This is a genomic window from Halomonas sp. KAO (assembly GCF_015595025.1).
GTDB lineage: Bacteria > Pseudomonadota > Gammaproteobacteria > Pseudomonadales > Halomonadaceae > Halomonas.
The window spans coordinates 32,536-55,366 of the sequence record NZ_JADNRL010000037.1 but is presented as its reverse complement, the minus strand read 5'-3'; the positions used below and the strand labels follow the sequence as shown (position 1 = coordinate 55,366).

At 61.7% G+C, this 22,831-nt stretch carries 24 protein-coding genes; 12 read left to right on the top strand and 12 right to left on the bottom strand.

Annotated features, from left to right (window positions below):
* Positions 1–2 precede the first annotated feature (2 nt).
* On the bottom strand, positions 3–125 hold the full coding sequence (locus IOC61_RS17835; protein ID WP_267491323.1) for a hypothetical protein: 123 nt from the start codon (positions 123–125) through the stop codon (positions 3–5).
* 271 nt (positions 126–396) lie between these two features.
* Between IOC61_RS17835 and IOC61_RS16240 the strand changes: the two genes are divergently transcribed.
* The 6 genes from IOC61_RS16240 to IOC61_RS16215 all read left to right on the top strand — a co-directional run bounded on the left by IOC61_RS16240 (position 397) and on the right by IOC61_RS16215 (position 5,342).
* Positions 397–1,062, top strand: coding sequence for an ABC transporter permease (locus tag IOC61_RS16240; RefSeq protein ID WP_195689778.1), 666 nt, complete (start codon positions 397–399; stop codon positions 1,060–1,062).
* A gap of 40 nt (positions 1,063–1,102) precedes the next feature.
* A complete protein-coding gene (locus IOC61_RS16235; RefSeq protein ID WP_195689777.1) occupies positions 1,103–2,266 on the top strand; it encodes an ABC transporter ATP-binding protein in 1,164 nt (387 codons plus the stop codon).
* A 4-nt stretch (positions 2,267–2,270) separates the two neighbouring features.
* Positions 2,271–3,002, top strand: a complete 732-nt coding sequence (locus IOC61_RS16230) for an ABC transporter permease (protein ID WP_195689776.1) — start codon at positions 2,271–2,273, stop codon at positions 3,000–3,002.
* A 49-nt stretch (positions 3,003–3,051) separates the two neighbouring features.
* On the top strand, positions 3,052–3,933 hold the full coding sequence (locus tag IOC61_RS16225) for a glycine betaine ABC transporter substrate-binding protein (RefSeq protein WP_195689775.1): 882 nt from the start codon (positions 3,052–3,054) through the stop codon (positions 3,931–3,933).
* A gap of 114 nt (positions 3,934–4,047) precedes the next feature.
* Positions 4,048–4,890, top strand: coding sequence for a nitrilase-related carbon-nitrogen hydrolase (locus IOC61_RS16220; RefSeq protein WP_195689774.1), 843 nt, complete (start codon positions 4,048–4,050; stop codon positions 4,888–4,890).
* 29 nt (positions 4,891–4,919) lie between these two features.
* Positions 4,920–5,342, top strand: a complete 423-nt coding sequence (locus IOC61_RS16215) for a secondary thiamine-phosphate synthase enzyme YjbQ (RefSeq protein WP_195689773.1) — start codon at positions 4,920–4,922, stop codon at positions 5,340–5,342.
* Positions 5,343–5,354: 12 nt separating this feature from the next.
* Here the strand turns inward: IOC61_RS16215 and IOC61_RS16210 are convergent, their stop codons facing one another.
* The 7 genes from IOC61_RS16210 to IOC61_RS16180 form a co-directional block, all read right to left on the bottom strand.
* Positions 5,355–5,726, bottom strand: a complete 372-nt coding sequence (locus IOC61_RS16210; RefSeq protein WP_195689772.1) for a thiol-disulfide oxidoreductase DCC family protein — start codon at positions 5,724–5,726, stop codon at positions 5,355–5,357.
* 102 nt (positions 5,727–5,828) lie between these two features.
* Positions 5,829–6,359, bottom strand: a complete 531-nt coding sequence (locus IOC61_RS16205; protein WP_195689771.1) for a GNAT family N-acetyltransferase — start codon at positions 6,357–6,359, stop codon at positions 5,829–5,831.
* Between the two features lie 208 nt (positions 6,360–6,567).
* A complete protein-coding gene (locus tag IOC61_RS16200; protein ID WP_195689770.1) occupies positions 6,568–7,077 on the bottom strand; it encodes a hypothetical protein in 510 nt (169 codons plus the stop codon).
* A 103-nt stretch (positions 7,078–7,180) separates the two neighbouring features.
* The gene (locus IOC61_RS16195; RefSeq protein ID WP_195689769.1) at positions 7,181–7,849 is read right to left on the bottom strand and encodes a DUF4145 domain-containing protein; all 669 of its coding nucleotides are present in this window, start codon (positions 7,847–7,849) and stop codon (positions 7,181–7,183) included.
* Positions 7,850–7,889: 40 nt separating this feature from the next.
* Positions 7,890–8,615: a hypothetical protein gene (locus tag IOC61_RS16190; RefSeq protein ID WP_195689768.1), complete on the bottom strand. Its 726-nt coding sequence runs from the start codon at positions 8,613–8,615 to the stop codon at positions 7,890–7,892.
* A gap of 5 nt (positions 8,616–8,620) precedes the next feature.
* A complete protein-coding gene (locus tag IOC61_RS16185; RefSeq protein ID WP_195689767.1) occupies positions 8,621–9,553 on the bottom strand; it encodes a RimK-like protein in 933 nt (310 codons plus the stop codon).
* Positions 9,550–9,753: a hypothetical protein gene (locus IOC61_RS16180; RefSeq protein WP_195689766.1), complete on the bottom strand. Its 204-nt coding sequence runs from the start codon at positions 9,751–9,753 to the stop codon at positions 9,550–9,552. Before IOC61_RS16180 ends, IOC61_RS16185 begins: the two co-directional genes overlap by 4 nt.
* A gap of 731 nt (positions 9,754–10,484) precedes the next feature.
* On the opposite strand from IOC61_RS16180, the gene IOC61_RS16175 reads away from it, so the two are divergent.
* Positions 10,485–11,171 carry a type 1 glutamine amidotransferase domain-containing protein gene (locus IOC61_RS16175; protein ID WP_195689765.1) on the top strand — a complete coding sequence of 229 codons (687 nt, stop codon included), beginning with the start codon at positions 10,485–10,487 and terminating at the stop codon, positions 11,169–11,171.
* Positions 11,172–11,335: 164 nt separating this feature from the next.
* Here IOC61_RS16175 and IOC61_RS16170 read toward each other — a convergent pair whose 3' ends face one another.
* Positions 11,336–11,815, bottom strand: coding sequence for a YbhB/YbcL family Raf kinase inhibitor-like protein (locus IOC61_RS16170; RefSeq protein ID WP_195689764.1), 480 nt, complete (start codon positions 11,813–11,815; stop codon positions 11,336–11,338).
* A 69-nt stretch (positions 11,816–11,884) separates the two neighbouring features.
* Here IOC61_RS16170 and IOC61_RS16165 point away from each other — a divergent pair, with 69 nt between their 5' ends.
* Together IOC61_RS16165 and IOC61_RS16160 are read left to right on the top strand one after the other, a co-directional pair.
* Positions 11,885–12,349, top strand: a complete 465-nt coding sequence (locus IOC61_RS16165; RefSeq protein ID WP_195689763.1) for a flavodoxin family protein — start codon at positions 11,885–11,887, stop codon at positions 12,347–12,349.
* A 310-nt stretch (positions 12,350–12,659) separates the two neighbouring features.
* Complete coding sequence (locus IOC61_RS16160; protein ID WP_195689762.1) at positions 12,660–13,676, top strand: TAXI family TRAP transporter solute-binding subunit; 1,017 nt, start codon at positions 12,660–12,662, stop codon at positions 13,674–13,676.
* A 308-nt stretch (positions 13,677–13,984) separates the two neighbouring features.
* Here IOC61_RS16160 and IOC61_RS16155 read toward each other — a convergent pair whose 3' ends face one another.
* Positions 13,985–15,934: a sigma-54-dependent Fis family transcriptional regulator gene (locus IOC61_RS16155; RefSeq protein WP_195689761.1), complete on the bottom strand. Its 1,950-nt coding sequence runs from the start codon at positions 15,932–15,934 to the stop codon at positions 13,985–13,987.
* Between the two features lie 223 nt (positions 15,935–16,157).
* Between IOC61_RS16155 and IOC61_RS16150 the strand changes: the two genes are divergently transcribed.
* The 3 genes from IOC61_RS16150 (at position 16,158) to IOC61_RS16140 (ending at position 19,348) form a co-directional block, all read left to right on the top strand.
* Positions 16,158–17,642, top strand: coding sequence for an aldehyde dehydrogenase family protein (locus tag IOC61_RS16150; RefSeq protein WP_195689760.1), 1,485 nt, complete (start codon positions 16,158–16,160; stop codon positions 17,640–17,642).
* Between the two features lie 201 nt (positions 17,643–17,843).
* Positions 17,844–17,981, top strand: a complete 138-nt coding sequence (locus tag IOC61_RS16145; RefSeq protein WP_195689759.1) for a hypothetical protein — start codon at positions 17,844–17,846, stop codon at positions 17,979–17,981.
* Complete coding sequence (locus IOC61_RS16140; protein WP_195689758.1) at positions 17,981–19,348, top strand: FAD-dependent oxidoreductase; 1,368 nt, start codon at positions 17,981–17,983, stop codon at positions 19,346–19,348. Before IOC61_RS16145 ends, IOC61_RS16140 begins: the two co-directional genes overlap by 1 nt.
* A gap of 592 nt (positions 19,349–19,940) precedes the next feature.
* Here the strand turns inward: IOC61_RS16140 and IOC61_RS16135 are convergent.
* Positions 19,941–21,644: an ATP-binding cassette domain-containing protein gene (locus tag IOC61_RS16135; RefSeq protein ID WP_195689757.1), complete on the bottom strand. Its 1,704-nt coding sequence runs from the start codon at positions 21,642–21,644 to the stop codon at positions 19,941–19,943.
* Between the two features lie 89 nt (positions 21,645–21,733).
* Entirely contained in the window at positions 21,734–22,819 is a 1,086-nt protein-coding gene (peaD, locus tag IOC61_RS16130) for a quinohemoprotein amine dehydrogenase subunit beta (protein WP_229333206.1), read from the bottom strand.
* Positions 22,820–22,831 lie beyond the last annotated feature (12 nt).

The following is a 22,831-nucleotide window of genomic DNA, read 5'->3' as shown; positions in this document are numbered from 1 at the left end:
GGTCACATCTCCACGTTCAGTTGGGGCAGCTCGTCACGCTCTCCCAGGGTGATGCCGCTATCGCGCTCGCTGGACTGATGGGCCAGCGAGAGTTCGTTGCGATGGGCGGCATAGACGGTATTCATCCTAGCAGCCGTTTCGATAAGGCGTCTTGATGACGCACGAGGCGAGCACGGCCTGTGGCGAAGGCGCCGATATCGGTGATGTCTATGCTGACCAGTACGCCTCACCGGTCATCACCCGAAAAATAGAACGTGAGGTTTGATAAGCTTTCGCTCGGCAAGTGAGGCACGCCGTCGCCGTTTCTGTCTGCACTCATCCCGTCGCGATGGCCTCGTCGCGTCCCGGGAGGCCGCCTCGAGCGCGGCGTGACGCCATCATCAAAGGAGAGTCGCCTTGGAGCTGATTCAGTACGCCCTGGACAACCTGGACCTGCTGCTCGCGCGCACCCTGGAGCACATCTCCCTGGTGGGTGTGGCAGTGGGTCTCGCCACCCTCACCGGCGTGCCCATCGGCATCGCCATCACCAAGAACGAGCGGGTGGCACGGCTGGTGCTCTACCTCGCCTCGATCATCGTCACCATCCCCTCGATTGCCCTGTTCGGGATCATGATCCCGGTGCTTTCGCTGATCGGCCACGGCATCGGCTATGTGCCCGCGGTGATCGCGGTGCTGCTCTACTCCCAGCTGCCGATCATCCGCAACACCTATACCGCCATCAACAACGTCAACCCGGCGCTGCGTGAAGCCGCCCGCGGCATCGGCATGAGCCCCAACCAGCGCCTGCGCATGGTGGAGATCCCGCTGGCGGTGCCGGTGATCATGGCCGGCGTGCGCACCGCCGTGGTCCTCAATATCGGGGTCATGGCAATCGCCGCCTATATCGGTGCCGGCGGCCTCGGCACCTTCATCAGCCGCGGCATCTCGCAGTCCGACCCGCGCCAGCTGATTGTTGGCGCCGTGGCGGTCAGCCTGCTGGCGATCATCGTCGACTACACCCTGCTCTTCGTGCAGAAGCGCCTGACGCCCAAGGGCATGGAGCGGGCCGCCGAGCTGGCCTGACCCTGCGAGCCTCTTACCCGGCCTCTGACAAGGAAACCACATGATCAAACTCGATAACCTGACCAAGGTCTTCGATACCCCCAAGGGTGCCGTGGTCGCCGCCGATCACATCAGCATGGAGGTCCCTCGGGGCGAGATCTGCATCCTGCTCGGCCCCTCCGGGTGCGGCAAGACGACCACGCTGAAGATGATCAACCGGATCATCCAGCCCACTTCCGGCAAGGTGTTCATCGACGGCGAGGACACCACCGGCATGGATACCCAGAGCCTGCGCCGCAACATCGGCTATGTGATTCAGCAGATCGGCCTGTTCCCCAACATGACCATCGAGGAGAACATCACGGTGGTGCCCAAGCTGCTCGGCTGGGACAAGGCCAGATACCGCGAGCGGGCCCGCGAGCTGATGGCGATGATCGCCATGGAGCCCGACGCCTTTCTCAAGCGCTACCCGAGCGAGCTCTCCGGGGGGCAGCAGCAGCGTATCGGCGTGGCCCGGGCGCTGGCCGCCGACCCGCCGGTGATGCTGATGGATGAGCCCTTCGGCGCCATCGACCCCATCAACCGCACGGTGATCCAGGATGAGTTCCTCAAGATGCAGCAGGAGCTCAAGAAGACCATCATGTTCGTCAGCCACGACATCGACGAGGCGATCAAGATGGGCGATCGCATCGCGGTGTTTCGCGAGGGCAGGCTGGTCCAGCACTCCGAGCCGGACGACCTGCTGGCGGCTCCCCGGAACGCCTTCGTCGAGTCCTTCCTGGGCGAGGACCGCGCGCTCAAGCGCCTCAACCTGGTCAGGGTCCGCGAGGTGGTCTCCGACGAGATCGCCACGGTCAAGCCAGGCGACACCCTGGAGACGGCGCTGGCCCGCATCGACGACTTCGGTTACCAGAACGCCATCCTGATGGTGAACGACCAGCGCCAGCCGGTGGGCCTGATCACCCGGGCCAAGGCCCGCACCACCAAGGGCTACTGTCGCGATCACTTCCAGAACGTGCCGGCCACGGTGACCCTGGACGATGACCTGCGCAAGGTCGCCTCGCTGATGTTCGCCAAGGACGCCACCTGGCTGCCCTGCGTTGACGACGAGGGGCGCGTCTGCGGTCAGATCACCCAGCGCGCCATGACGCACCACCTGGGTGCCCGCTTCCGAACCGCCGAGCGTTCGCCCCAGGCAAGCACCGAGACCACGAGCAAGGAGTAAGCCGATGCCGATACAGAGCCTCCGTGGGGCCCTGCAGGCGCTCCTGCTGGTCGCCGTCTTCCTGGCCGGCATCTGGGCCCAGTCGAGCGGGGTAATCGATGAGTTCCTCTGGTACCTGCCCGACGTGCAGTTTCTGGCCGTGCAGCATCTATGGCTGACTGCCGTCTCGGGCGGGCTGGCCATCGGCGTGGCGATCCCGCTGGGCATTCTGCTCTCGCGCCCCGCCATGGCGCGCTGGGCCGAATCGCTGATGCAGGTGCTCAACGTCGGTACCACCATCCCGACCCTCGCCGTGCTGGCGCTCTCCATGAGCTTCCTGGGCATCGGCACGGTGCCGGCGGTGTTCGGGCTCTTCGTGGCCACCCTGCTGCCCATCACGCGAAACACCTATGCCGGCCTCAAGGGGGTCAACCCGGCGCTGATGGAGGCCGCCGCCGGAATCGGCATGTCGGCGACCCAGCGGCTGATCAAGGTCGAGCTGCCTAACGCCCTCTACGTGATCTTCGCCGGCATGCGCACCGCCCTGACCATCAACGTGGGCACCGTGCCGCTGGCCTTTCTGATCGGCGCCGGGGGGCTGGGCGAGCTGATCTTCACCGGCATCGACCTCTACGATCCGGTGATGATGCTCTCCGGCGCCATCCCGACGGCGCTGCTGGCGATCGTGGTGGACGCCCTGATCGCCACCGTCGCCTTCCTGGTGGTGCCGCGGGGGGTCAACCCGTCGCGCGCCTGACCGTTCAAACCGTGCTAAACCCTATACAGCCACACGAGGAGAAATAGCCATGAAACGCTTGATGACCACCCTGACCGGCCTGGCCCTGGCCGGTGCCATGACCACCGCCGGCGCCGCCGAGATTACCGTCGGGGGCAAGAACTTCACCGAGCAGCAGATCCTCTCCAGCATGACCACCCAGTACCTGGAGGGCCTGGGCTACGATGTCGACACTCGCGCCGGCATGGGCTCCGCCGTGCTGCGTCAGGCTCAGGAGAACGGCCAGATCGACCTCTACTGGGAGTACACCGGCACCTCGCTGATCAACTACAACGACGTGACGGAGAGCCTCTCGCCGGAGGAGAGCTACCAGCGGGTCAAGGAGCTCGACGCCGAGAAGGGCCTGGTGTGGCTCGAACCCTCCGAGGCCAACAACACCTATGCCCTGGCGATGCGCGCGGAGAGCGTCGAGGAGACCGGTATCGACTCCCTCTCCAAGCTGGCCCAGGCGATCAACGACGGCGAGTCGCTGACCTTCGCCCTGAACGCCGAGTTCTATGCCCGCGAGGATGGCTGGCGCCCGCTCCAGCAGGCCTATGACTTCCGCGTCTCCCGCGGCGACGTCAAGCGCATGGACTCCGGCCTGGTCTACCCGGCGCTGCGCGACGGCGAGGTCGACGTGGGCCTGGTGTTCGCCACCGATGGGCGCATCCCCGCCTTCGACTTCCGGGTGCTCGAGGACGACCAGGGCTTCTTCCCCGCCTACGCCCTGACGCCGGTGGTGCGCCAGGAGACCCTCGACGAGCTTCCCGAGCTCGAGTCGCAGATGAACGCGCTCTCCTCACTGCTGGACGACGCGACCATGGCGGAGCTCAACGCCCGGGTCGACGTCGAGCGCGAGACCATCGAGGACGTGGCCCACTCCTTCCTCGAGGAGAACGAGCTGCTGTGACCTCTACGGCATGGCTGGCATAATGCCGGCTATTTCCACCGCTGTTTCCACAGCGGCTTTTATACCAAGGAGGGCCGCCCGCGGGCGGCCCTCCCTCTTTTCAAGGGGAAAGAGATGCACTACCAGGACAGGCTTCGCGTCGGCGCCGCCCAGATCAATGCCACTCTCGGCGATGTGGATGCCAATCTGGAACAACACCTCGCCACCATGCACGAGGCCCGTGAGAGGGGTGTCGAGCTGCTGGTCTTCCCCGAGCTCTCGTTGACCGGCTACGGACTGGGCAACCGCGTGATGCAGGTGGCCATGCCGCTGGAGGACCCACGCCTACACGAACTGGCCCAGGCCTGTGGCGAGATGCAGACGGTGGTCGGCTTCGTCGAGGAGGCGAGTCCCGGCGAATACTACAACGCCCTGGCCATCCTTCAGGAGGGTGAGATCACCGCGGTGCACCGCAAGCTCAACCTGCCCACCTACGGTGGCCTCGAGGAGGGCAAGTGGTTCACCCACGGCAACGAGCTGACCCAGACCCAGGTGCGCCCCGGCTGGTCGGCGACCCAGCTGATCTGCGCCGACCTGTGGAACCCGGCACTGGTGCATGCCGCCCTGCTGCCCCGCCCCACGGTGCTCTGTGCACCGATCAACTCGGCCTCGGGCGTGGTCAGCGATGATTTCTCCAACGAGCAGAACTGGGTGCTCAATGTACAATTCTACGCCATGACCTACGGCACCCCGGTCATCATGGCCAACCGCTACGGCCCCGAGGGACAGAGCCACTTCTGGGGCGGCTCACGCATCCTCGGCCCCCGCGGCGAGCTGCTCGCCGAGGCCGAGGAGCGCGAGATGCTGATCACCGCCGAGCTGTCGCGCACCGCCATCGCGCATGCCCGCTTCGAGCTGCCCACCCATCGCGATGCCGACACCCCGCTGATCCGCGAGCTGATGGCGGGCTATCGCTGACAACAGCTGACAACAAGGAGCACGAGACCATGTGGCACCAGCAGGAGATCCGTCTTCCCGCCCTGGCGCGGGGGTTCCATCTGATCACGGAGCGCATCGTCGAGGCCGTGCCGGAGCTGGCCCACTGCCGGGCGGGGTTGCTGCACCTGCAGCTGCAGCACACCTCGGCCTCGCTGACCCTCAACGAGAATGCCGACCCCGATGTGCGCCACGACATGGATGCCTTCCTGCGCCGGCTGGTCCCGGGTGACCTGCCCTACTTCCGCCACACCCTGGAGGGGCCGGACGATATGCCGGCCCACGTCATCGCCAGCCTGTTGGGCACCCAGCTGACCCTGGCGGTGCGCGACGGTGGCCTGGCGCTGGGCACCTGGCAGGGCATCTGGCTCGGCGAACACCGCGACCACGGTGGATCACGACGCCTGATCGTCACCCTCAACGGCGAGGTTTGACGCCAGCGGGACTCAGGGCAGGCGCCCCTGCTTCGCCAGGCGCCGCCTGACCCAGGCATCGTAGAGGCGGCGCAGCAACGGCTTGAGCCCCGGCAGGCCGATCAGCCACGCCAGCGGCCCGAGGCGCGGCACCCGCCGCATCAACAGGATATAGGCGTCGATCCCTTCCACGATGTCCCCGCCCTCCTCTTCCACATGCAGCGAGAGCAGCGCCGCCTGAGGATCGACGCCCTTGTCGCGGAGCATCTGCTGATGCTCGGTCACATCGCACCACACCACCCGATCGCCGGCCTCTCCCGCCCACTGCTCGTAGCGGGCGCGATCCTTGCGGCAGCGCGGGCAGATGGCATCGTAGTAGACCTTGAGCAGTGGAAGCTCGGACATCGAAATTCTCCTTTGTGAACTGGCCCGCTGCGGCGGCTCACTCGGCCCCAGGGCCTCATCGAACGCGCGAAGGCCGCAGCATGGCACTCCTTACCACATACCTTACCAGTAAGCAGGGTCGTCGAACGCCGCGACGCAGCGCGGTGCACCCGCCGAGGCCGTTACCTCGCCTCCATCCAGCGCCTGACCGAGCCAGCCTTCGGGCTGGGAGAGCCTGAAGGGCGCCGTCTCCAGGGGCGCAGGCGTAAGGCCGACCCGCGAATAGTAGGCCGGATCTCCATAGGTAAAGATTCGCGTCGCGCCTATCGCCTTCAGCCGCTCGAGACCGAAGCGGATCAGGCGCTGCGCGATGCCCCGGCCCTGGAGGTCGGGGTGCACGGCCACCGGCGACAGCAGGAAGGCCGTGATCGGGGGATCAAACGTCAGCCGCGAGAAGAAGATCCCGGCCACGATCCGGCCCTGTTCCATGGCCACGAAGCCCAGGACATCCTCAGGGGCACTATCGACCATCAGCTTGCGCACCAGGCCCGCAACATGCTCGCCCTCTGCCGGTCCCTCGGCAGCGGAAAAGGTGCGGGAAAACAGCGCCTGAATCTCCGGCGACTGGTGCGTCTTGAACTCTACCAACTGCATGGCCTGGTTACCTCTTTGGGTGGGCGATGGTCAGTCTTTGGGAAGTGATTGGCCAAGCCTTCATCATGGTGACCGATATGGCTGATATCGGCAATAAGCGGACGTTCAGCCATAGCTGATTAACGCTGATGGTAACCGGCGCCGGAGCGCAGTAGAGGGAACCAAAAGCGATAAGCTTTTGGCGTCCGGTTGACCTTTTGGTTATGTATTAACGCATGGCTGTCTGCCATGTGAAGTCGTCCCCCGAGTTGCGTAATTCGACATGCCATACTTTCTTTAAAACTGTCCTGTAGAACGGTAAGCAAAACTTATACTTCAACGTCATCTGATACTCACAGTTCTGAAGGCTAGAGCCAACCGGCATTCCAACGTGCGGCACAGCAGGGAGTTCTGTTTTCTCCCCTGATGCAAGCTTTTTAATCGGCACTCCACAATCGGTTGTGTTCAGATCTGACATCGAGATGCCTCCCATCACAAGGTTCATTCTGCTGACATCAACAATGACATTGAAAGCAGGCAGTTTTCCGATGTTTTTTATGACGAGTCGGGACTCGTAGTTGTGTTTCGTCTTGTCTTTGACTTCTTCTATCGACAGATTAGGTGGGAAAGCATAGTAGGCAGTAACAAAACCAATTACCCCTAGCACAGATGTCGCACCGACAAACTGAAGTACGACTGAACCATAATGTATGAATTGCTCGATTGCCTCAGGGTTCACCAACTTACCTCACGACTAGACTTCAGGAGCGGACGATACATAACGCCCGCATTTGCGGCTGGTTTGGAGCGCAGCGGAAAACCAGTCCGGCAACATGCGCTTGTTAAGCCTTTTTAGACTGACCATCTCTAGCTTCTGCACTTTTTCTTGGTCCTTCAGGCGTGAGAGCATAGAGCGCCTCTAGCTCCTTAGGCTCAGTTATCCCTTTTTTAACAATAAAATTAATTAATTCGAACATTTTTTCGGCAACATGATCGAAGTCTTCATCAGACATTTCGCCAGGATGGACAGCATTATTTCCAGTAATACGGACCGTATCAGCGACTTTTACGACAAGTGGAGGAACTGTATTTTTATCAGCAAGAGCCCTAATATCATCATTAATATTCTTTCCTTTCTCGCCAAGGTGTTTGCAAAGCTTCTGAAGCCCCAACCTTAAGAGTGCAGCAGCTCCGCGAGGAGATTTTGAGAATATTCTAGCCGCTTCAAGATAATCTCTAGCAACATCGTCTGGCATATCTTGTTCTGGCAATGGCGCCAAACCAAAATCTGGAAATAACATTTCCCCTTCAGTCGCCTTCGAATAGAACTGAGATTGTTTCGTCTGTGTTGCTCGCCAAAGACTCGCTTTTTTGCAGTGGGAGCACATTGCTTCAAGATAATCTGAGCCCCTATCATGTGTGGATAGCCACGACCAATCCATGTGTGAATATGTGCCACACAATGGGCAATGAAATGCATCTAGAGAAATTTGGGGAGCTATATATTTCATTAAGGTTCTTATCTCTTCGTATTGAGGCTTAACGCCTCGATCATCGGCTGACGCTGCAACGCAGCGACAGTCCGGTGTAGCCCCGAAGGGGCGAAACGAAATGCATCGACTTGTTACATTTGATTACCACGTCGAATCCCTTGTCATTCGAAATAGTTTCTGTTGTTTCTTTTGTCTGATACGTATTCAAATACGCATTATGAGTTAATATCGCTGAGAGTAGAAGTAACGAAAACAAAAGCATTACGAATCCATTTCTAATGCACATGTAGGCAACTTGATTTCCAACTTGCTTAACCAAGTTCATGTTCTCTTGGCCTATTAACGCCTTAACTATTTCAGATGTGCCATTATTTGCTTTCCGATACTCGTAAAGAGTTCCATAACCATATGTTGGCATTAGTTTAAATGCTCCCAAAGAGATAACACCCCCTTTAAGCATATATAGTGAACATATACTGAGAAACATAACAACTAGCGGTTTTAACTCATGAGCCGGTAGCAGTTTTGCTACCACCGTTGCGGCAACACCCAGAACGGTTAAGCAGACACTCAATCCCAATGTGAATTTCGAGGTTTTATCATCTATTTTTTGTGACCTCTGATGCTCTTCTTTGAGGCGACTGGATACAGTCTCTTCTTCAAGCTGAAAGTAATAGGAATACCTATCGTCTAATACCTTGTTTGTGTCCCGTAGCTTTCTCTCATATATTCCTTTTAAATGAAGGAATGGCAATATTTCTTGGACTAGATGAATAAAACGCATGAGATCTATCCAGCCAACATATTCGCAATATCTTTTTCAATTGGCCGCTTCTCAGTCGAAAGCCACCCCCACTCACCGGTAGGATTAATTTCGATGAAATAGTAACTTTCATTGCTTTCTATCAGGTCGATCGCTCCAAATTTTAAACCCATTTCACTGACGATCTTTCGACAATACTCAACGATAACAGGCGGCAATTTGACATCCGTATACTCAATTTCTTCTTTTTTGAGTAGTCTCCAGTCTTCATCGATACCGCTTCCAGCCGATGTTATTCTGACTGCATGTACTTTTTCTCCAATAACAGTAACCCTGATATCAGTTTTCGGGTAGACGTATTCCTGTACCGTTAATGGAGCTATCTTTGTATTCTTTTCGTTTAACTCTTTGCTAGTAATACTCGATGTGTATGTAAACAAACAGTCTTCACCTTCACGTAAAAGCACAGTATCTAGAGACTTTACGATTATATCGGCATCAAATTTTTCGAAATGGTTTGAATCATTACCAATCATTGTTTCTGGTACTTTAAAACCTACCCTTGAAGCCAACATCAACTGATATGGTTTTGATTCAGCAGAATAAGTACTGGCTGGCCAATTCATCCATATAGCATCTTCGAACACAATGAGGCCTCTTAAAAAAGCTGCCCACTGAGATCTAGAAAGCTGTTCTTCTAAAGCAAGCGCGTGTGCGGGAGTATTTCTTATAAAAACTGGCTGTCTAAACCATACTGAGGTGACATTCGATACCTCTCTATTTATCCCGTACCCCTTCACTGTTAAAACTTTCTTCACGGGGTCAATATTTATAAAATAGTCAGACAGCTCCTCCTTGTTCAGCCGGATATAATCGACACCCTTTTTCTCTAACTCTTGGATTACAAGATCAACGGAAAAATCATACTTGCTACAAAGAACCAGACAGAACTTACTCATTCTCCTTTTTGATCCTCGCCAGTTTCAACGTCGCATTTCTTGGTGACCTGTACGCCGAATTCAGAGCCATGCGACACTAAAACATCATTTGCTTTCGTCCAAAGACCTCTGCCGTAGTCGTAGCTGCACCCCTCCGGCATTTCAGGAGTGGCTGCGAATGGCTTTCTCTTTGCTAAGGCAATTAATACATGGTCTGACATAACGATATCCTTACAGTGTTCTTAATTTGAAATGTAACAGGTATTAGAGAGCGCGCTCGTTTATTGACTTGAACGAGCGCGCGCGTTCAACATTCTTATCCCTCCACATCAATCCATTGATTTTTCGATGTATTTTCGTTGACGTGGCTATATAACACCAATAAACGCGCATGCTGCCTTTGCCAGCATGACCACTTTGGGTCAAAAGCAGCCGATCGCACGATAAACCGGGCTCCTACGACCAGCATGGCAATGCCCCTCTAGTGTTCAACATGGCGAATCCTTCACTCTGCAAGCGGCTCTCCTTTGAAAACCGCTGGAGTGGGCAGGGCAAGTTATGTTTATCGAACACGGTGGCTATCTCTGGCATACCGCCTGCCCTTCTGCATGGCCGAATATGGGCTCCATGATAGCTGCAATTCTCTAGTGTTTCTTGGGCAGCCGAATACTTTTCGCCGAAAATGTAAGCGATAACCTACGTGAAAAATTCGTTTACCACGGTTTGCCGTGGCGATTAACAAGATACGGTACGGGATATAAAGCAAGGTAGGCTTGCGCTGGGGGCGTAAAGGCGATGCTGGCAGCCGCGCCATGTCATCGAGCACATCGCCGACGGCAATGGAGAGCCTGCATGCCGGCCATAGGCAAACTTCAATTCCCCTGTGACCACCTGTTGCGTCACACTGGCCTCGACACTCCAGACAAGCAGCACCACTGACACGGAGATTTTCATGAGCCAACGCATCCTGATGGTCCTTACCTCTCACGACCAACTGGGCGACACCGGCGTGCCCACCGGCTTCTGGCTGGAGGAGCTGGCGGCGCCCTACTACGCCTGCCTCGATGCCGGCGCCGAGGTGGTGCTGGCCTCCCCCGCCGGTGGCCAGCCGCCGCTGGACCCCAAGAGCGATGCCGAGGAGAGCCAGACCGACGCCACGCGGCGCTTCAAGCAAGACCCCGAGGCCCAGCAGCAGCTGGCCACGACTCGGCGCCTGTCCGAGGTCAGCGCCGACGACTTCGACGCCATCTTCTACCCCGGTGGTCACGGTCCGCTCTGGGACCTGGTGGACAACCCCGACTCCATCCGCCTGATCGAGACCTTCTGGGCCCAGCAGAAGCCGGTGGCGACGGTGTGCCACGCCCCCATCGTCCTGCTTCATGCGCGCGACACCGAGGGTCAGCCACTCGTCCGTGGCCGCCGCGTCACCGGCTTCACCAACGGTGAAGAGGACGCCGTGGGTCTGACCGAGGTGGTACCGCATCTGGTGGAAGACGCCCTCAAGGCCGCCGGAGCGGACTACTCCAAGGCGGACGACTTCGCGCCCTACACCTGCCGCGACGGCCGCCTGATTACCGGCCAGAATCCGCCCTCCTCGGAGCCCGTCGCCAAGGTACTGCTCGAGGCACTAAGCGAATAACCCGCGCCTTTTTCCAAGCCCCATGGCAGAGCGCCCCGGCATCACATGATGCCGGGGCGCTCGTCTCTCTACTCCAGGGCCAGCTACTCCAGGGCCAGCTACTCCAGGGCCAGCTACTGCAGGGTCAGGCTGCTGGCAGGGTCGGAACACTTGCAGGGTCGGGATCAGCCGCGCCGGTAGGTGCCCACCAGGCGGTTCATGCCGAGCAGATGCGGCTCGACCTTGAGCAGCAGATCCCGCAGGGAGATCCCTTCGGGCAGGTCGTCGGTGGGCTTGTCCAGCGCCATCACCCAGAAGTAGTAGCGATGGGTATCGTGCCCCTCCGGCGGCATGGGGCCACCATAGCCCAGCTTGCCGAAGTCGTTCTTGCCACGCGTCCCGACGCTGGTCGCTTCCTCCAGGCTGGTGGTGGACGCGGGAATATTGTAGAGCACCCAGTGCACGAAGCCGTAGGTACCGTTCTGCACCAGGGGGGCATCCGGATCGTGGCAGATCAGCGCGAAACCCTTGGTGCCTTCGGGGGCATCCTGCCAGGCCAGCGCTGGCGAGAGATCATCACCCTCTCCCGTATGCTTGGCAGGAATGGCGCCTCCGTCCTCGAAGGCGGGACTGGAGAGGCGCAGGGTCGACAGGGCGAATGCCATCGGTAATCCTCCTGATTGAAGACAGACGAACGTCAACGTAGCCTGGGAAACAAACGAGGAGCTGTCAACATGCCCAAGCGTCTGCTGATCGTTGCCCATGCCCCCTCACCCAACACCCGCAGGCTTCGCGAAGCCGCCGAGCAGGGCGCCCGTCATCCCGAGATCGAAGGCCTGGAGGTCATCGTCAAGCCACCCCTCGAGGCGGGTCCCGAGGACGTGCTTGGCTGTGATGCCATCCTGCTCGGCACCACCGAGAACCTAGGCTATATGAGCGGTGCCCTCAAGGACTTCTTCGACAGAAGCTATTACGAGGTCCTCGAACAGACCCAGGGGCTGCCCTGTGCCCTCTATGTCCGCGCCGGTCATGATGGCACCGGCACGCGCCGCGCCGTGGAGAGCATCACCACCGGCCTGCGCTGGCGCTGGGCGCAGGAACCGCTGATCCTGCGTGGCGAATGGCAGGAGTCCTTCACCGACCAGGTGGAGGAGCTCGCCATGGCCATGGCCGCGGGACTCGAGGCGGGGGTGCTATAACCTTATTCGATAGAATTACGTTGAATGCCCCAGCCTGCCTCACCGGTCCTGCTATACCTGAAAGGCGGCCCTGGTGATCGAGAAATGGCCGGGCCCCGCCTGGCCAACCTGGCCGATACCACAACACCAAGACAACGACTCCAGGATAGCCACACCAGGATAACAATCGAGATAACCGTCAAGATAACCATCGAGATAACAACACAGCCTGTCGACCAGATACCGGGCGACACCTCTCCTGACAGGCATTGCCCCGCCACCTCACTGGTTCTGGTGTGCCTCTGGCCGACTCACTGCTACGAGGTGAGTCATGAACAGCATCGCCAAACGGTTGGCCATAGGTATCGCCAGCCTGCTACTGCACGCTTCACTGCCTGCCGATACCGAGACACCCCTGACCATCGCCACCGCCAGTCCGGCCGGGGTCTACCACGTGGTCGGACGCGCCCTGTGTCGAACCCTCAGCACGCCCTGTCGGGCACAACCCAGCGATGGTTCCAGCGCCAATCTGCGCGCCCTGCGCCGTGGCGAGCTGGCATTCGCTCTCGCCCAGTCGGACCTGCATCAGTATGCCACCCAGGGCATCGAGGGTTTCCGCCAGGCCGGCGCCGATACGGCCCTGCGTTCGGTATTCTCGCTGCACAGCGAGCCATTCACCCTGGTGGTCCGTCGCGATGCCGACATCGCGAGCTTCGAGGATCTGCAGCGACGCTCCGTCAATATCGGCAACCCGGGCTCCGGGCAGCGCAGCACCATGCTCAGGCTGATGGATGCCCGGGGGTGGAGCCGCAGCACCTTCCGCCAGGTTCACGACCTGCCCGCCGATCAGCAATCCATGGAGCTGTGCCATGGCAATATCGAGGCCATGGTCTATACGGTGGGGCACCCCAACTCCTCGGTCGCTCAGGCCATTCGTCTCTGTAACGCCGAGATCGTCGATGTCAGCGGCAACACCATCGACCTGCTGGTCAACGCCTACCCCTATTTCAGCTACGCCACGATCCCCGCTGGCCTCTATGGGCCCGACCAGCCGGAGGTTCACACCTTCGGCGTCAAGGCAACGCTGGTCACCCGCGCCGATGTCGACGCCGACCAGGTCTACCGGCTGGTGTCCGAGGTGTTCGGCGCGTTCACCCGTTTCAAGGCAACCCATCCCGCCCTGGGGGTGCTGACGCCCCAGGTGATGATCGAGGAGGGCCTAAGCGCCCCTCTCCATGATGGCGCCTTGCGCTACTATCGTGAGCGGGGCTGGGTCCATGACGAGGCCCTGCTCCCCGTACGCCACGAGATTCGTCGCGGCGCAGCCTTGGCGGGCATGGCAAACTGATACCGTCGGCAGGAGGGAGTCGAGCGAGTGGAAAGCTGTCGAAGGTGGCAATCTGTTGCAGGTGGCAATCTGATGCCAGTGGCCACCAAAACGAAGCGGCGGCGCCCTCGGGGCGCCGCCGCTGTTTTCTGCATCGAGCCGGTGCTTACTTCAGGCGTTCCAATACTCTTACCATAAGGATAATCTTCTCAACCGTGACATTGGATAGCCACTCCTCCTTGAGTACCGGCTGCGCCTATGCACACTCATGTTCATCACCGCCGCACCCGAGGCCTCAACGGAGAACCTCGAGAGTATCGACCAATGGCTCAGCGTCCCAGGCGCCGATAGAGCGTCGAACGGCTGACCCCCAGGGCTCGAGCGGCGGCGGTATAGTTGCCGTCACAAGCCTCCAGGGTGCGCTGCATATGTGCCTGCTGTAATTCTCGAAGTTCCTGGGGACCGCCTGCTGTCCCCGATGACCTCATGGCCAATGCCTCTGAAGGGGCCCCTCCTGTCAACTTGCGCTGCCAGCGCGGCGACAGCGCATCCAGTGTCAGGGCATCAAGCTCCGGTTCGGCGCCGACCAAGGCCGCTTCCAGGCAGTGCTCGAGCTCGCGCCAGTTGCCGGGCCAGTCATAGGCGGCCAACCGCTCGCAGAGCGACTCCGCCAGGGGCAGGTCACGACCGTGACCGCGACAGAGCACCTCCCAGCGATGGCGAATCGTTTCCGTCAGCGGCTGTTGCTGGTTCAGCGCTGGCAGCTCGACCACCACACCGGCCAGGCGATAGAAGAGATCCTCGCGGAAGTCGCCAACCTCGACCCGAGCCTCCAGATCGCGATGGCTGGCGGCGATCACCCGACACTCGATGGGTACCTCGCGATGATCACCCAGTGGCGTCACCACCCGCTCCTGAAGTACCCGAAGCAGGCGTGCCTGCAGCGCCAGCGGCATATCACCGATCTCATCGAGCAACAGGGTCCCGCCGTTGGCCTGCACCAGGCGCCCGTCATAGCCCCCCTTGCGGGCGCCGGTAAAGGCACCCTCGCCGTAGCCGAACAGCTCCGCCTCGATCAAGCTCTCCGGCAGGGCCGCGCAGTTCAGCGCCACGAACGGAGCTTTTTCGTCGATACTGGTGTGCAAGGCTCGGGCCAGCTGCTCCTTGCCGGTGCCGGTATCGCCCTGCAGCAGGACCGGCAGCCCCGCGGCCAGGGCCCGGGACGCCCTGCGCGCTTCCCGGGCCAAGATCTGCGGCCAGCTGGCCACCAACGACTCCAGCACCGGCCGACGGGGCCGTGACGACTTGATCGGCATACGGTTGCCGAAGCCACCCCCCACCTCGCCATCCAGGGTCGCCGGCCGCCAGGCCTCAGGCGGATTGAGGCGCCCCACCAACTGTCCGCCGGTCAGCTCCAGCCCCAACAACGCCGAGTTCGTCTCACACTGGCGACGAAGCTCCGTCCAGGAACGACCCAAGAGCGACTCGATATGACCACCAATCAGGCCCGCAGCATCACGCCCCAGCCACTGGGCCGCCTGAGGATCGACTGCCAGGATCAGGCCGGCCTTGTTGATCGCCACCAGGCCGCACGCCACCCCATCCAACTCGGTAAGGGATGCATGCACCTGAAGCACCCAGCGCTGCTGGTAGTGATCACGAAACAACTGCTGCTCCAGGGCACCAGTGAGTTGCTGCACCCGCCGCAGGAAGATCTCTGGACGAGGATGGTCGGCATCGAAGGTCAAGTCGATCAACCCCAGGCAGTCGCCACTCACATCAAGCAGCGGTGCCGCCACACAAGAAACCGGATTCTCGGGGAACATCAAATGCTCGCTGGATTTGACCAGCACCGGCGCGCGCTCGATCACCGCTAGGGCTGGTGCATTGGTCCCAAACCAACGCTCATCCAGAATAATGCCGGGAGCGATGTGTAGCCGTTCGTCAAGCACGAAACGTTTCCCGTAGCTCTTGAGCACGGTGGCATCGGGGCCAGCCAGCAACAGCTGGCAGCCGCGCAGATCCTCGGCAACCCGCTTGAGCAGGGGTTCAGCCAGGGTGATCAGTCGACGATGTGAGTCACGCCGGTCCCGCAGTTCGCTACCACTGAGTCTGAGCAACTCCGGCACACTACCGGGAGAGAGGCCGTGATCCAGGCAGCGCTGCCAGGAGCGACCGATGCTGGCATCGAGCAGATCCACCGGCAGTTGTCCTCGACGTAGCCGGGCATGGGCCTGGCGCATCACCTCGGTAGTTCGCAGGGCGGCCTTGGTCAACATAGGTGTCTCCCCATGGGGCGAGGTGTCCCAAGATGCGACAGCCGTCGTGTCCGGCGACGCATCATCTGCGGCCAACCCTCCGCGAGGCACCTCTACCCACTGTTTTCATTGTGATTATTACGTTACAGAACGCTGGCATAGTACTTGCTATACCAAGCAGCAGGCCCATGCTGTCTAGTCAGGTCTGCCAACAATCATAAATCAGCCCCACAGGAGCACAACCATGACGCAGCCTTCCCCCACCATTCAATCCTGGCTGGATAAGAGTCACGACCTTTTCATTGGGGGCCGCTGGCGACCCGCCGCGAGCGGCAACACCCTGGATGTCTACAACCCCGCCACCGCGGAGGTGATCAGTCGTGTACCGGCGGGGGACGCCGCGGATATCGACGACGCGATCACTGCCGCCCGGGAGGCCTTCCTCAGCTGGCGCCGATCGCGCCCTTCCCTGCGCGAAAAGCTGCTGCTGGATCTCGCCGACGCCCTGGAGGCCCGCGCCGATGACTTTGCACTGCTCGAAACTCTGGACAACGGTAAGCCGGTGACCTTCTCGCGGCATATGGACGTGACTCTGGCCATCGACTTCATCCGCTATACCGCCGGCTGGGCCACCAAAATCGAGGGGCGCAGCATGACCCCCTCCATGCCCTTCGTGCCCGACGATAAGCAGATCGTCGCCTATACCCGCCGCGAGCCGATCGGCGTGGTGGGAGCCATCATCCCATGGAACTTCCCACTGCTGATGGCGGTATGGAAGGTGGCCCCGGCACTCGCCGCGGGCTGCAGCATTGTGCTCAAGCCCGCCGAGGACACCCCCCTCAGCGCCCTGCTGCTGGCTGAACTGGCCGAGCAGGTGGGCCTGCCCGCCGGCACCCTCAACGTGGTCACCGGCCTGGGGCACACCGCCGGAGCGGCCCTGGCCGGCCATCCAGGCATCAACAAGGTGGCCTTCACCGGCTCGACTCCGGTGGGCAAGCTGATCGGCCACGCCGCCATGGAGAACATGACCCGCACCACCCTGGAGCTGGGCGGCAAGTCGCCGGTGATGGTATTGGCCGATGCCGATATCGAGGCCGCCGCCACAGGCGCCGCTCAGGCGATCTTCTTCAACCAGGGCCAGGTCTGCACCGCCGGCTCCCGCATTTACGTGCACGAAACGATCCACGACGCCTTCGTCGCCAAGCTCGCCGACCAGGCCCGGGGTCTGACCCAGGCACCAGGCTGGGAAGCCACCAGCACACTGGGGCCACTGGTCTCTGCCAAGCAGCAGCACCGAGTACTGGACTACATCGACCAGGCCCGCAGCGACGGCGGCACCATCGTTACCGGCGGCGGCAAGGGCAGAGAGAACGGTTACTTCGTCGAGCCCACGGTGATCACCGGTCTGGCTCAGGAGAGCCGCTGCGTGCAAGAGGAGATCTTCGGCCCAGTGGTGGTAGTACAGTCCTTCCGCGAGCTCGACGACCTGGTATCGATGGCCAACGACTCCCCCTACGGCCTGGCCGCCAGCATCTGGTCCAACGATCTCGCCGCGGTCAATCGCCTGATCCCGGAGATCGAGGCCGGCAGCGTCTGGGTCAACGGTCATAACCTATTGGACGCCAGCATGCCCTTCGGCGGCTTCAAGCAGTCGGGGATCGGTCGCGAGCTCAGCGACTCCTTGATCGAGCATTACACCGAGCAGAAGTCGGTCGTCATGATAGTCTGACAGGACTCAGGCCCCGGCACCTTGCCGGGGCTCCTTCGAACCACAAAAGATACCCGCAATGCACAATAAAAATAACTTCCAGTGTCCTACGATGACGCTGGGCAACATGCTGCTGGCCGCTGACCTGCCGGCACAAGCCTACGAGATACCCGATCTCGGCCACTCCACCCTGGACATCGACCTCCAGGCGCTGCTCGGACTATGGGCTACGACTTCGATAGCCTGGATACCACCGACCGTCCCAACATGGGCGGGGGCGAGCTCAACTTCTATACGGAGTGGCTGCTCAGCGACGAGACCTTCTTCTATGCCCAGTTACTGGTAGGGGGCTTCTTTTGATGCTTGATAAAACAGCCGGTGAGGTGCTGATCGCCGGCAGCGGCCCCGCCGGGGCGGCCCTGGCCATGTTGCTACATCGCGCCGGCCGGCGGGTGACGGTAGCAGGCCGCATCCGCGACTATCGCGCCATCGAAGGTATCAGCCGACGCAGTCTTCAGGCCTTGCACGGCCTGGGGCTGACACGGGCCGCCGCTTGCGCCGTGGGTCCCCTGCCACGACGGGTCATGTGGGGCGGCGAGGCGCGTGCCCCCAATGCCGAGTGGCTGTTGCCACGCCCGGTCTTCGATGCCGCCCTGCTGGCGGACCTGCGCGAAGCCGGTATTCCGGTGATCGAAGCACGAATCACGGCCCTGGCGAGTGACGGCGATCGGGCGCAGCTGACCCTGGCGGATGGCCGCATCCTCAGCGCCCCCTGGGGCGTGGATGCAAGGGGGCGGGCGGCGGCACGGCGCCAGTTACGCGATGGTGCGCCCTGGGCCACCCCGGCCTGGATCCTGCGCGGCGATGCCACCCAACCCTCGCCGGCAAGCGCCGCCCTGTCGCTCACCGGCGGCGGCTGGGCCTGGTGGTCGCGACTCGCCGGACAGCAGTACCTGCAGCTGGCCCTGCCGGAGGAGACGCTACGCCGGGCGCGTCGGGAACCAGACGCCTGGCTGGCCGCCCAGCCCGAGCTGGCCGAGCTCTGGGGCGACAGCTCCATCCAGCATCACTATCAGCGCCCCAGCCTGCTGGGGCGCACCCGGGCCCGGGAGAAGCGCCTATGGCGCCTGGGGGATGCCGCCATGGCCATCGACCCACTCTCCGGCCAGGGCGTCTTCAATGCCCTCTCTTCGGCTCATGGCCTCGCGCCGGTGCTCAATAGCCTGCTCAAGGGCCGGCCCATCGCGACCCTGGAGCGCTTTCACCAGCGTCGCCAGGACGCCCAGTACTTTCGTTTCGCCCGGGCCGGTCGCGACTTCTATCGTCAGGCCGCCTCATGGGACTCGGTAACCGCCGAACCGGCGCCCTACTGGGTGGAACGCTGCCAATGGCCCGACCTACTGCCACTGCATATGCCGGAGCCCTGGTCGCGGGTACGCGTGCGACGAGGGCTCGCCATTGTCGGCACCCGCCTGAGCGAACAAGCCCTGGTCTTCACCCCTGATCAGCCCCTAGGCATTCGGGCTGTTGCGGGGGTTCCCCTGGCGCCGCTGGTCGAGGCGATGAAAGTAGAGGATACCCGTCGGGTGGAGACACTGCTGACCGAAGCGGGCGCCGCCGCCCCGGCCATCATCCGCTGGTGGGCCGATCACTCCGACTGGCCGGCTCTCCCTGTCAGGTCTCCTACATCTCCCGCCAGTGCCGTCACCGACTCGGCCAGCCAGTAACCCAGGGCGTGGGCCGCCGCGAAGCTGGCACCGCCCAGTGGTGATGGCGCCCTTAGTGTCGGTGGCCCCACCTGCCAGGGCTGCAAGACGCCGCTCGCCCCCCGAGGTTCTCGAGCCGCCCAGACACAGGCATACCATCGCCCGTCGCCTCCCTTCTGCGGTTTACCCGGTGGTAATCCCGCCAACCCGCTGACTGCGATGGGTCCGGGCCAGGCAGCCGGATAAACCGCTTTCCCGAAGCGTGGACTGGCGGCTACGATACGAGTGCCGGCTGCCTGGAGGCGTGCCACCGCCGTTTGCAGCCGCGCCTCGGGGCGGGCCAATCCCAAACTACACAACAACCAAGCCGGAGGCTCCTCGAGATGCCATTCGAAGGCCGCCGCCAGACTCGCGGCATCGGCGGTTAAGCGTCTCTCGAAAAGCTTGTAAAGCGCGATATCCAGCCGCGATAGCGCCAGATAGTGGCCCAAGGTGGCGAAGATGGCACGCCCATGGCCCAGCCGGTCCCCGGCCTCCGTACCATTCGGTGAGTGAAAGCGTGCCAGGCACACGCCTGGGGGAACACCACTGTCAATCACTCCCAGGGTCGGCGTTAGCGACATGATGCCGCCTCCTCCACGGGGGCCAGGCGCCCCCGCTCCAGTCGGTAACGGGCATCGAGGTGGCCGAACCGCTCCCCCTGGTGGCTGATGATCAACCGGGTCGTGTCGCCCAGGACGTCATCGAGCAGGAGGTCGAAGGCCCTCGCCGCTGCCGGGTCGAGCGCCGCGGTAGGCTCGTCGAGCAGGACCAGGCGGGGACGCTTGAGCAGCGCCCGTGCCAAGGCCAGGCGTGCCCTCTGGCCGCCGGAGACCTTGCCGCCCAGATCACCCAGCTCGGTCTCGAGCCCATTCGGCAAGCTGGCCAACCACTCACCCAGGCCGACCCGTCTCAGCGACTCGCAGAGTGCCTCATCCGTGGCATGAGGTTCCAGGGCACGCAGATTGCTGGCCAGGCTGCCGCGCAGCAGGCTTGGATACTGCTCAACCCACGCCACCTGCTTGAGCCACTGACGACGGGAAAGGGCTTCGAGCGGCACGCCATCGACCCGGATGACTCCAGCCTCACGCGCCTCCAGCCCCAGCAGCATGCGTATCAGGCTGCTCTTGCCGGCCCCTGAGGGCCCCTCGATCAGGACTTTCTGTCCCGGCTCGAGACCAAGGCTGACCCCGTCCAGCAGCCAGGTATCCTGCCCCGGATGTCGAAAACGCACGCCCTCGAGACGCAATGCCCCCGGGCCGTTTGGACTCTGGCCCTGGTAAGGGTCGCTCATGGCGGGCTCGGCAAAGAGCTCGGCGAGGCGTGAAGCGCTGACTCGAGCCCGCTGCCAGCCTCCATAGAGACCGAGCAGACCGCCGATGGGCGCCATCACCATGCCCAGATAGGCCAACAAGGCCACCAGCTCACCGAGCTGCAAGCGTCCCTGGATCACCAGATAACCGCCCAGCAGCAGTACCCCAGCCCGGGCCAGGGCGAGGATCAACTGGGGCCCCATGTCGCTGAGAAACCCCACCCGACGCACCGCCAAGAGGCGCCGCAGCTGCTCGTGGCCAAGCCCCTGTAAGCGGTTGAGCCGTGCAGCCTCCAATGCCTGGCCCTGGAACCAGGGGCCATGTGCCAGGGTATCCTGCCAGAAGCCGGAGATATCCCCGCTCTGCGCCCTCAGGGCCTCCTGACGGCGTGTCAGCGCTGGGCGCCAAGCGCGCAGCCAGAACCACTGGATCGGCACCAACACCGCCACCAGCGCCATCAAGGCAGGGCTGAACAGGCCAATCATGGCCAGCGCCCCGACCAGCCCCAGCAGGTTGGAGAGGCCGCCCAGCAGGCTATCCAGGGCGAATCCTTGAAGGATGGTGAGGTCGCCGTCGAGACGGCTCATCAGATCTCCCCGACCCCGAGCCTGCCAGCGAGCAGGTGCCAGGCGCAGTAGATGGCGCAGCAAGGCACGGCGCAGTGACAACAGCAGTCGAGCGGAGAGCGCCACGTGCTGCAGCCGGGTCAGCCCCTGCAGCGCCATGGCAGAGAGCCCCACCGCTACCAGGGCACCCACGTAAGTGGCGACGGTGGCGAAATCACCTTGCATCAAGCCCTGGTCGATCAGTCGCTGAGTCAGCAACGGCGGCAACAATGCCATCAGCGTCGCCGACAGGCTCAACCCCAGCAGTCGGGCGAGCGCCAGGCGCCTCGCCTTGAGGGGACGATAGAGCCAGCTCCAGGACAGTGCCCTCTCATCGCGGGCAGCGTCAGTCTCACGCATCGACACTCTCTTCATTCAAGGCGCTGGCCCCAGTAGAAAGGGCCGGTCGCTCTGGCAAGCGCCGGCCAGTAGGCTCGCGCAACGGCAAGCTAGAAGCGTGCCACCTTGAGGGTCGCGGTGCTCATATCGCCGGGCAGCTCAATACGCCCCAGGTCATTGAAGTCGTCATCGTAGATGGCGATATCACTGGAGGCGCCACCTAGATAGATCCGTGAACCATCATAGGAAGTGTTGATGCTGTAGTAGGTATGATCCAGGTCGATCACTTTGACGATCTCCCTTGTGCGTGAGTCGAGCTTGCTGAGCTGGGTATAGACACCGTAGAAGACATCCTGCTCGCGAGGATCCGAGACCATGGAGAAGATGATGAACTCGAAGGGAGCAACCTCCTTGTTTTCGGTCTCTCCGGTGGTCAAGTCCACACGGCTGATGCCCCAGTGCCAGGCCTCGTTCTCCTCACCGGGATGCTCCGCCACCGTATAGGCACGCAGGAACTCGTCGGTGACCTCACCCATGCTCCATATGGCCAGCGAGTCGGGCGGGCTAAAGTCGGGTCGATCCCAGTTTCGGTTGGCGATGGCAATTTCAGTGTCGCCGTTCTCCGGATCCACCCGATAGATATCGGCTCCGGCTAGATACAGGTAGCCATCCTCGGCTGCGGCCATGGTGGTCACCTGGCGCGGTGCCGGGAAGGTGGCGATCGGCTCGGCATCCAGGCCCGACGCGGTATCGTAGACCGCCAACTGCGGCTCCAGCACCTCGTAATGGTCGAGGCCCAATCTCACCCGGTCCCAGACGCTGTAGAGACGGCTGCCGTCGGGGCTCACCGCCAGCGAGGCAATAGACTTGGCGCGGATGCTATCGCTTGAACCGCTGGCGCGAAACACCTCCTCACAGCTGGTGAGATCAATGCCAACCGCCTCTTCCCAGCGGTGATGCAGCACATAGGCGGTACGCTCGTCCGGGGAGAGCTGCAGGGTGCCGGGACCGAAGTCGCCCTTCACGTCGCAGGTGCGAACGACCTCACGGGCCTCGGGGTCGATCACATAGAGCTGGTTTGGATGCGCCATGGTGACCAGATACTCGCGCGTGGCGTCGTTCTGGACATCGTCGGCCAGCAGCGGCTGTGCCGAGAGCGCCAGAAGGCCCGCCAAGGTCAGATTGAGTCGCTTCATCACTGGGCTCTT

What these genes read in the sequence shown, in the direction of transcription:
- IOC61_RS17835 (WP_267491323.1), bottom strand. Translation starts at nt 125, where the DNA reads ATGAATACCGTCTATGCCGCCCATCGCAACGAACTCTCGCTGGCCCAT.
- IOC61_RS16235 (WP_195689777.1), top strand. Translation starts at nt 1,103, where the DNA reads ATGATCAAACTCGATAACCTGACCAAGGTCTTCGATACCCCCAAGGGT.
- IOC61_RS16230 (WP_195689776.1), top strand. Translation starts at nt 2,271, where the DNA reads ATGCCGATACAGAGCCTCCGTGGGGCCCTGCAGGCGCTCCTGCTGGTC.
- IOC61_RS16225 (WP_195689775.1), top strand. Translation starts at nt 3,052, where the DNA reads ATGAAACGCTTGATGACCACCCTGACCGGCCTGGCCCTGGCCGGTGCC.
- IOC61_RS16220 (WP_195689774.1), top strand. Translation starts at nt 4,048, where the DNA reads ATGCACTACCAGGACAGGCTTCGCGTCGGCGCCGCCCAGATCAATGCC.
- IOC61_RS16215 (WP_195689773.1), top strand. Translation starts at nt 4,920, where the DNA reads ATGTGGCACCAGCAGGAGATCCGTCTTCCCGCCCTGGCGCGGGGGTTC.
- IOC61_RS16210 (WP_195689772.1), bottom strand. Translation starts at nt 5,726, where the DNA reads ATGTCCGAGCTTCCACTGCTCAAGGTCTACTACGATGCCATCTGCCCG.
- IOC61_RS16205 (WP_195689771.1), bottom strand. Translation starts at nt 6,359, where the DNA reads ATGCAGTTGGTAGAGTTCAAGACGCACCAGTCGCCGGAGATTCAGGCG.
- IOC61_RS16195 (WP_195689769.1), bottom strand. Translation starts at nt 7,849, where the DNA reads ATGAAATATATAGCTCCCCAAATTTCTCTAGATGCATTTCATTGCCCA.
- IOC61_RS16190 (WP_195689768.1), bottom strand. Translation starts at nt 8,615, where the DNA reads ATGCGTTTTATTCATCTAGTCCAAGAAATATTGCCATTCCTTCATTTA.
- IOC61_RS16185 (WP_195689767.1), bottom strand. Translation starts at nt 9,553, where the DNA reads ATGAGTAAGTTCTGTCTGGTTCTTTGTAGCAAGTATGATTTTTCCGTT.
- IOC61_RS16180 (WP_195689766.1), bottom strand. Translation starts at nt 9,753, where the DNA reads ATGTCAGACCATGTATTAATTGCCTTAGCAAAGAGAAAGCCATTCGCA.
- IOC61_RS16175 (WP_195689765.1), top strand. Translation starts at nt 10,485, where the DNA reads ATGAGCCAACGCATCCTGATGGTCCTTACCTCTCACGACCAACTGGGC.
- IOC61_RS16170 (WP_195689764.1), bottom strand. Translation starts at nt 11,815, where the DNA reads ATGGCATTCGCCCTGTCGACCCTGCGCCTCTCCAGTCCCGCCTTCGAG.
- IOC61_RS16165 (WP_195689763.1), top strand. Translation starts at nt 11,885, where the DNA reads ATGCCCAAGCGTCTGCTGATCGTTGCCCATGCCCCCTCACCCAACACC.
- IOC61_RS16160 (WP_195689762.1), top strand. Translation starts at nt 12,660, where the DNA reads ATGAACAGCATCGCCAAACGGTTGGCCATAGGTATCGCCAGCCTGCTA.
- IOC61_RS16155 (WP_195689761.1), bottom strand. Translation starts at nt 15,934, where the DNA reads ATGTTGACCAAGGCCGCCCTGCGAACTACCGAGGTGATGCGCCAGGCC.
- IOC61_RS16150 (WP_195689760.1), top strand. Translation starts at nt 16,158, where the DNA reads ATGACGCAGCCTTCCCCCACCATTCAATCCTGGCTGGATAAGAGTCAC.
- IOC61_RS16145 (WP_195689759.1), top strand. Translation starts at nt 17,844, where the DNA reads ATGGGCTACGACTTCGATAGCCTGGATACCACCGACCGTCCCAACATG.
- IOC61_RS16140 (WP_195689758.1), top strand. Translation starts at nt 17,981, where the DNA reads ATGCTTGATAAAACAGCCGGTGAGGTGCTGATCGCCGGCAGCGGCCCC.
- IOC61_RS16135 (WP_195689757.1), bottom strand. Translation starts at nt 21,644, where the DNA reads ATGCGTGAGACTGACGCTGCCCGCGATGAGAGGGCACTGTCCTGGAGC.
- peaD (WP_229333206.1), bottom strand. Translation starts at nt 22,819, where the DNA reads ATGAAGCGACTCAATCTGACCTTGGCGGGCCTTCTGGCGCTCTCGGCA.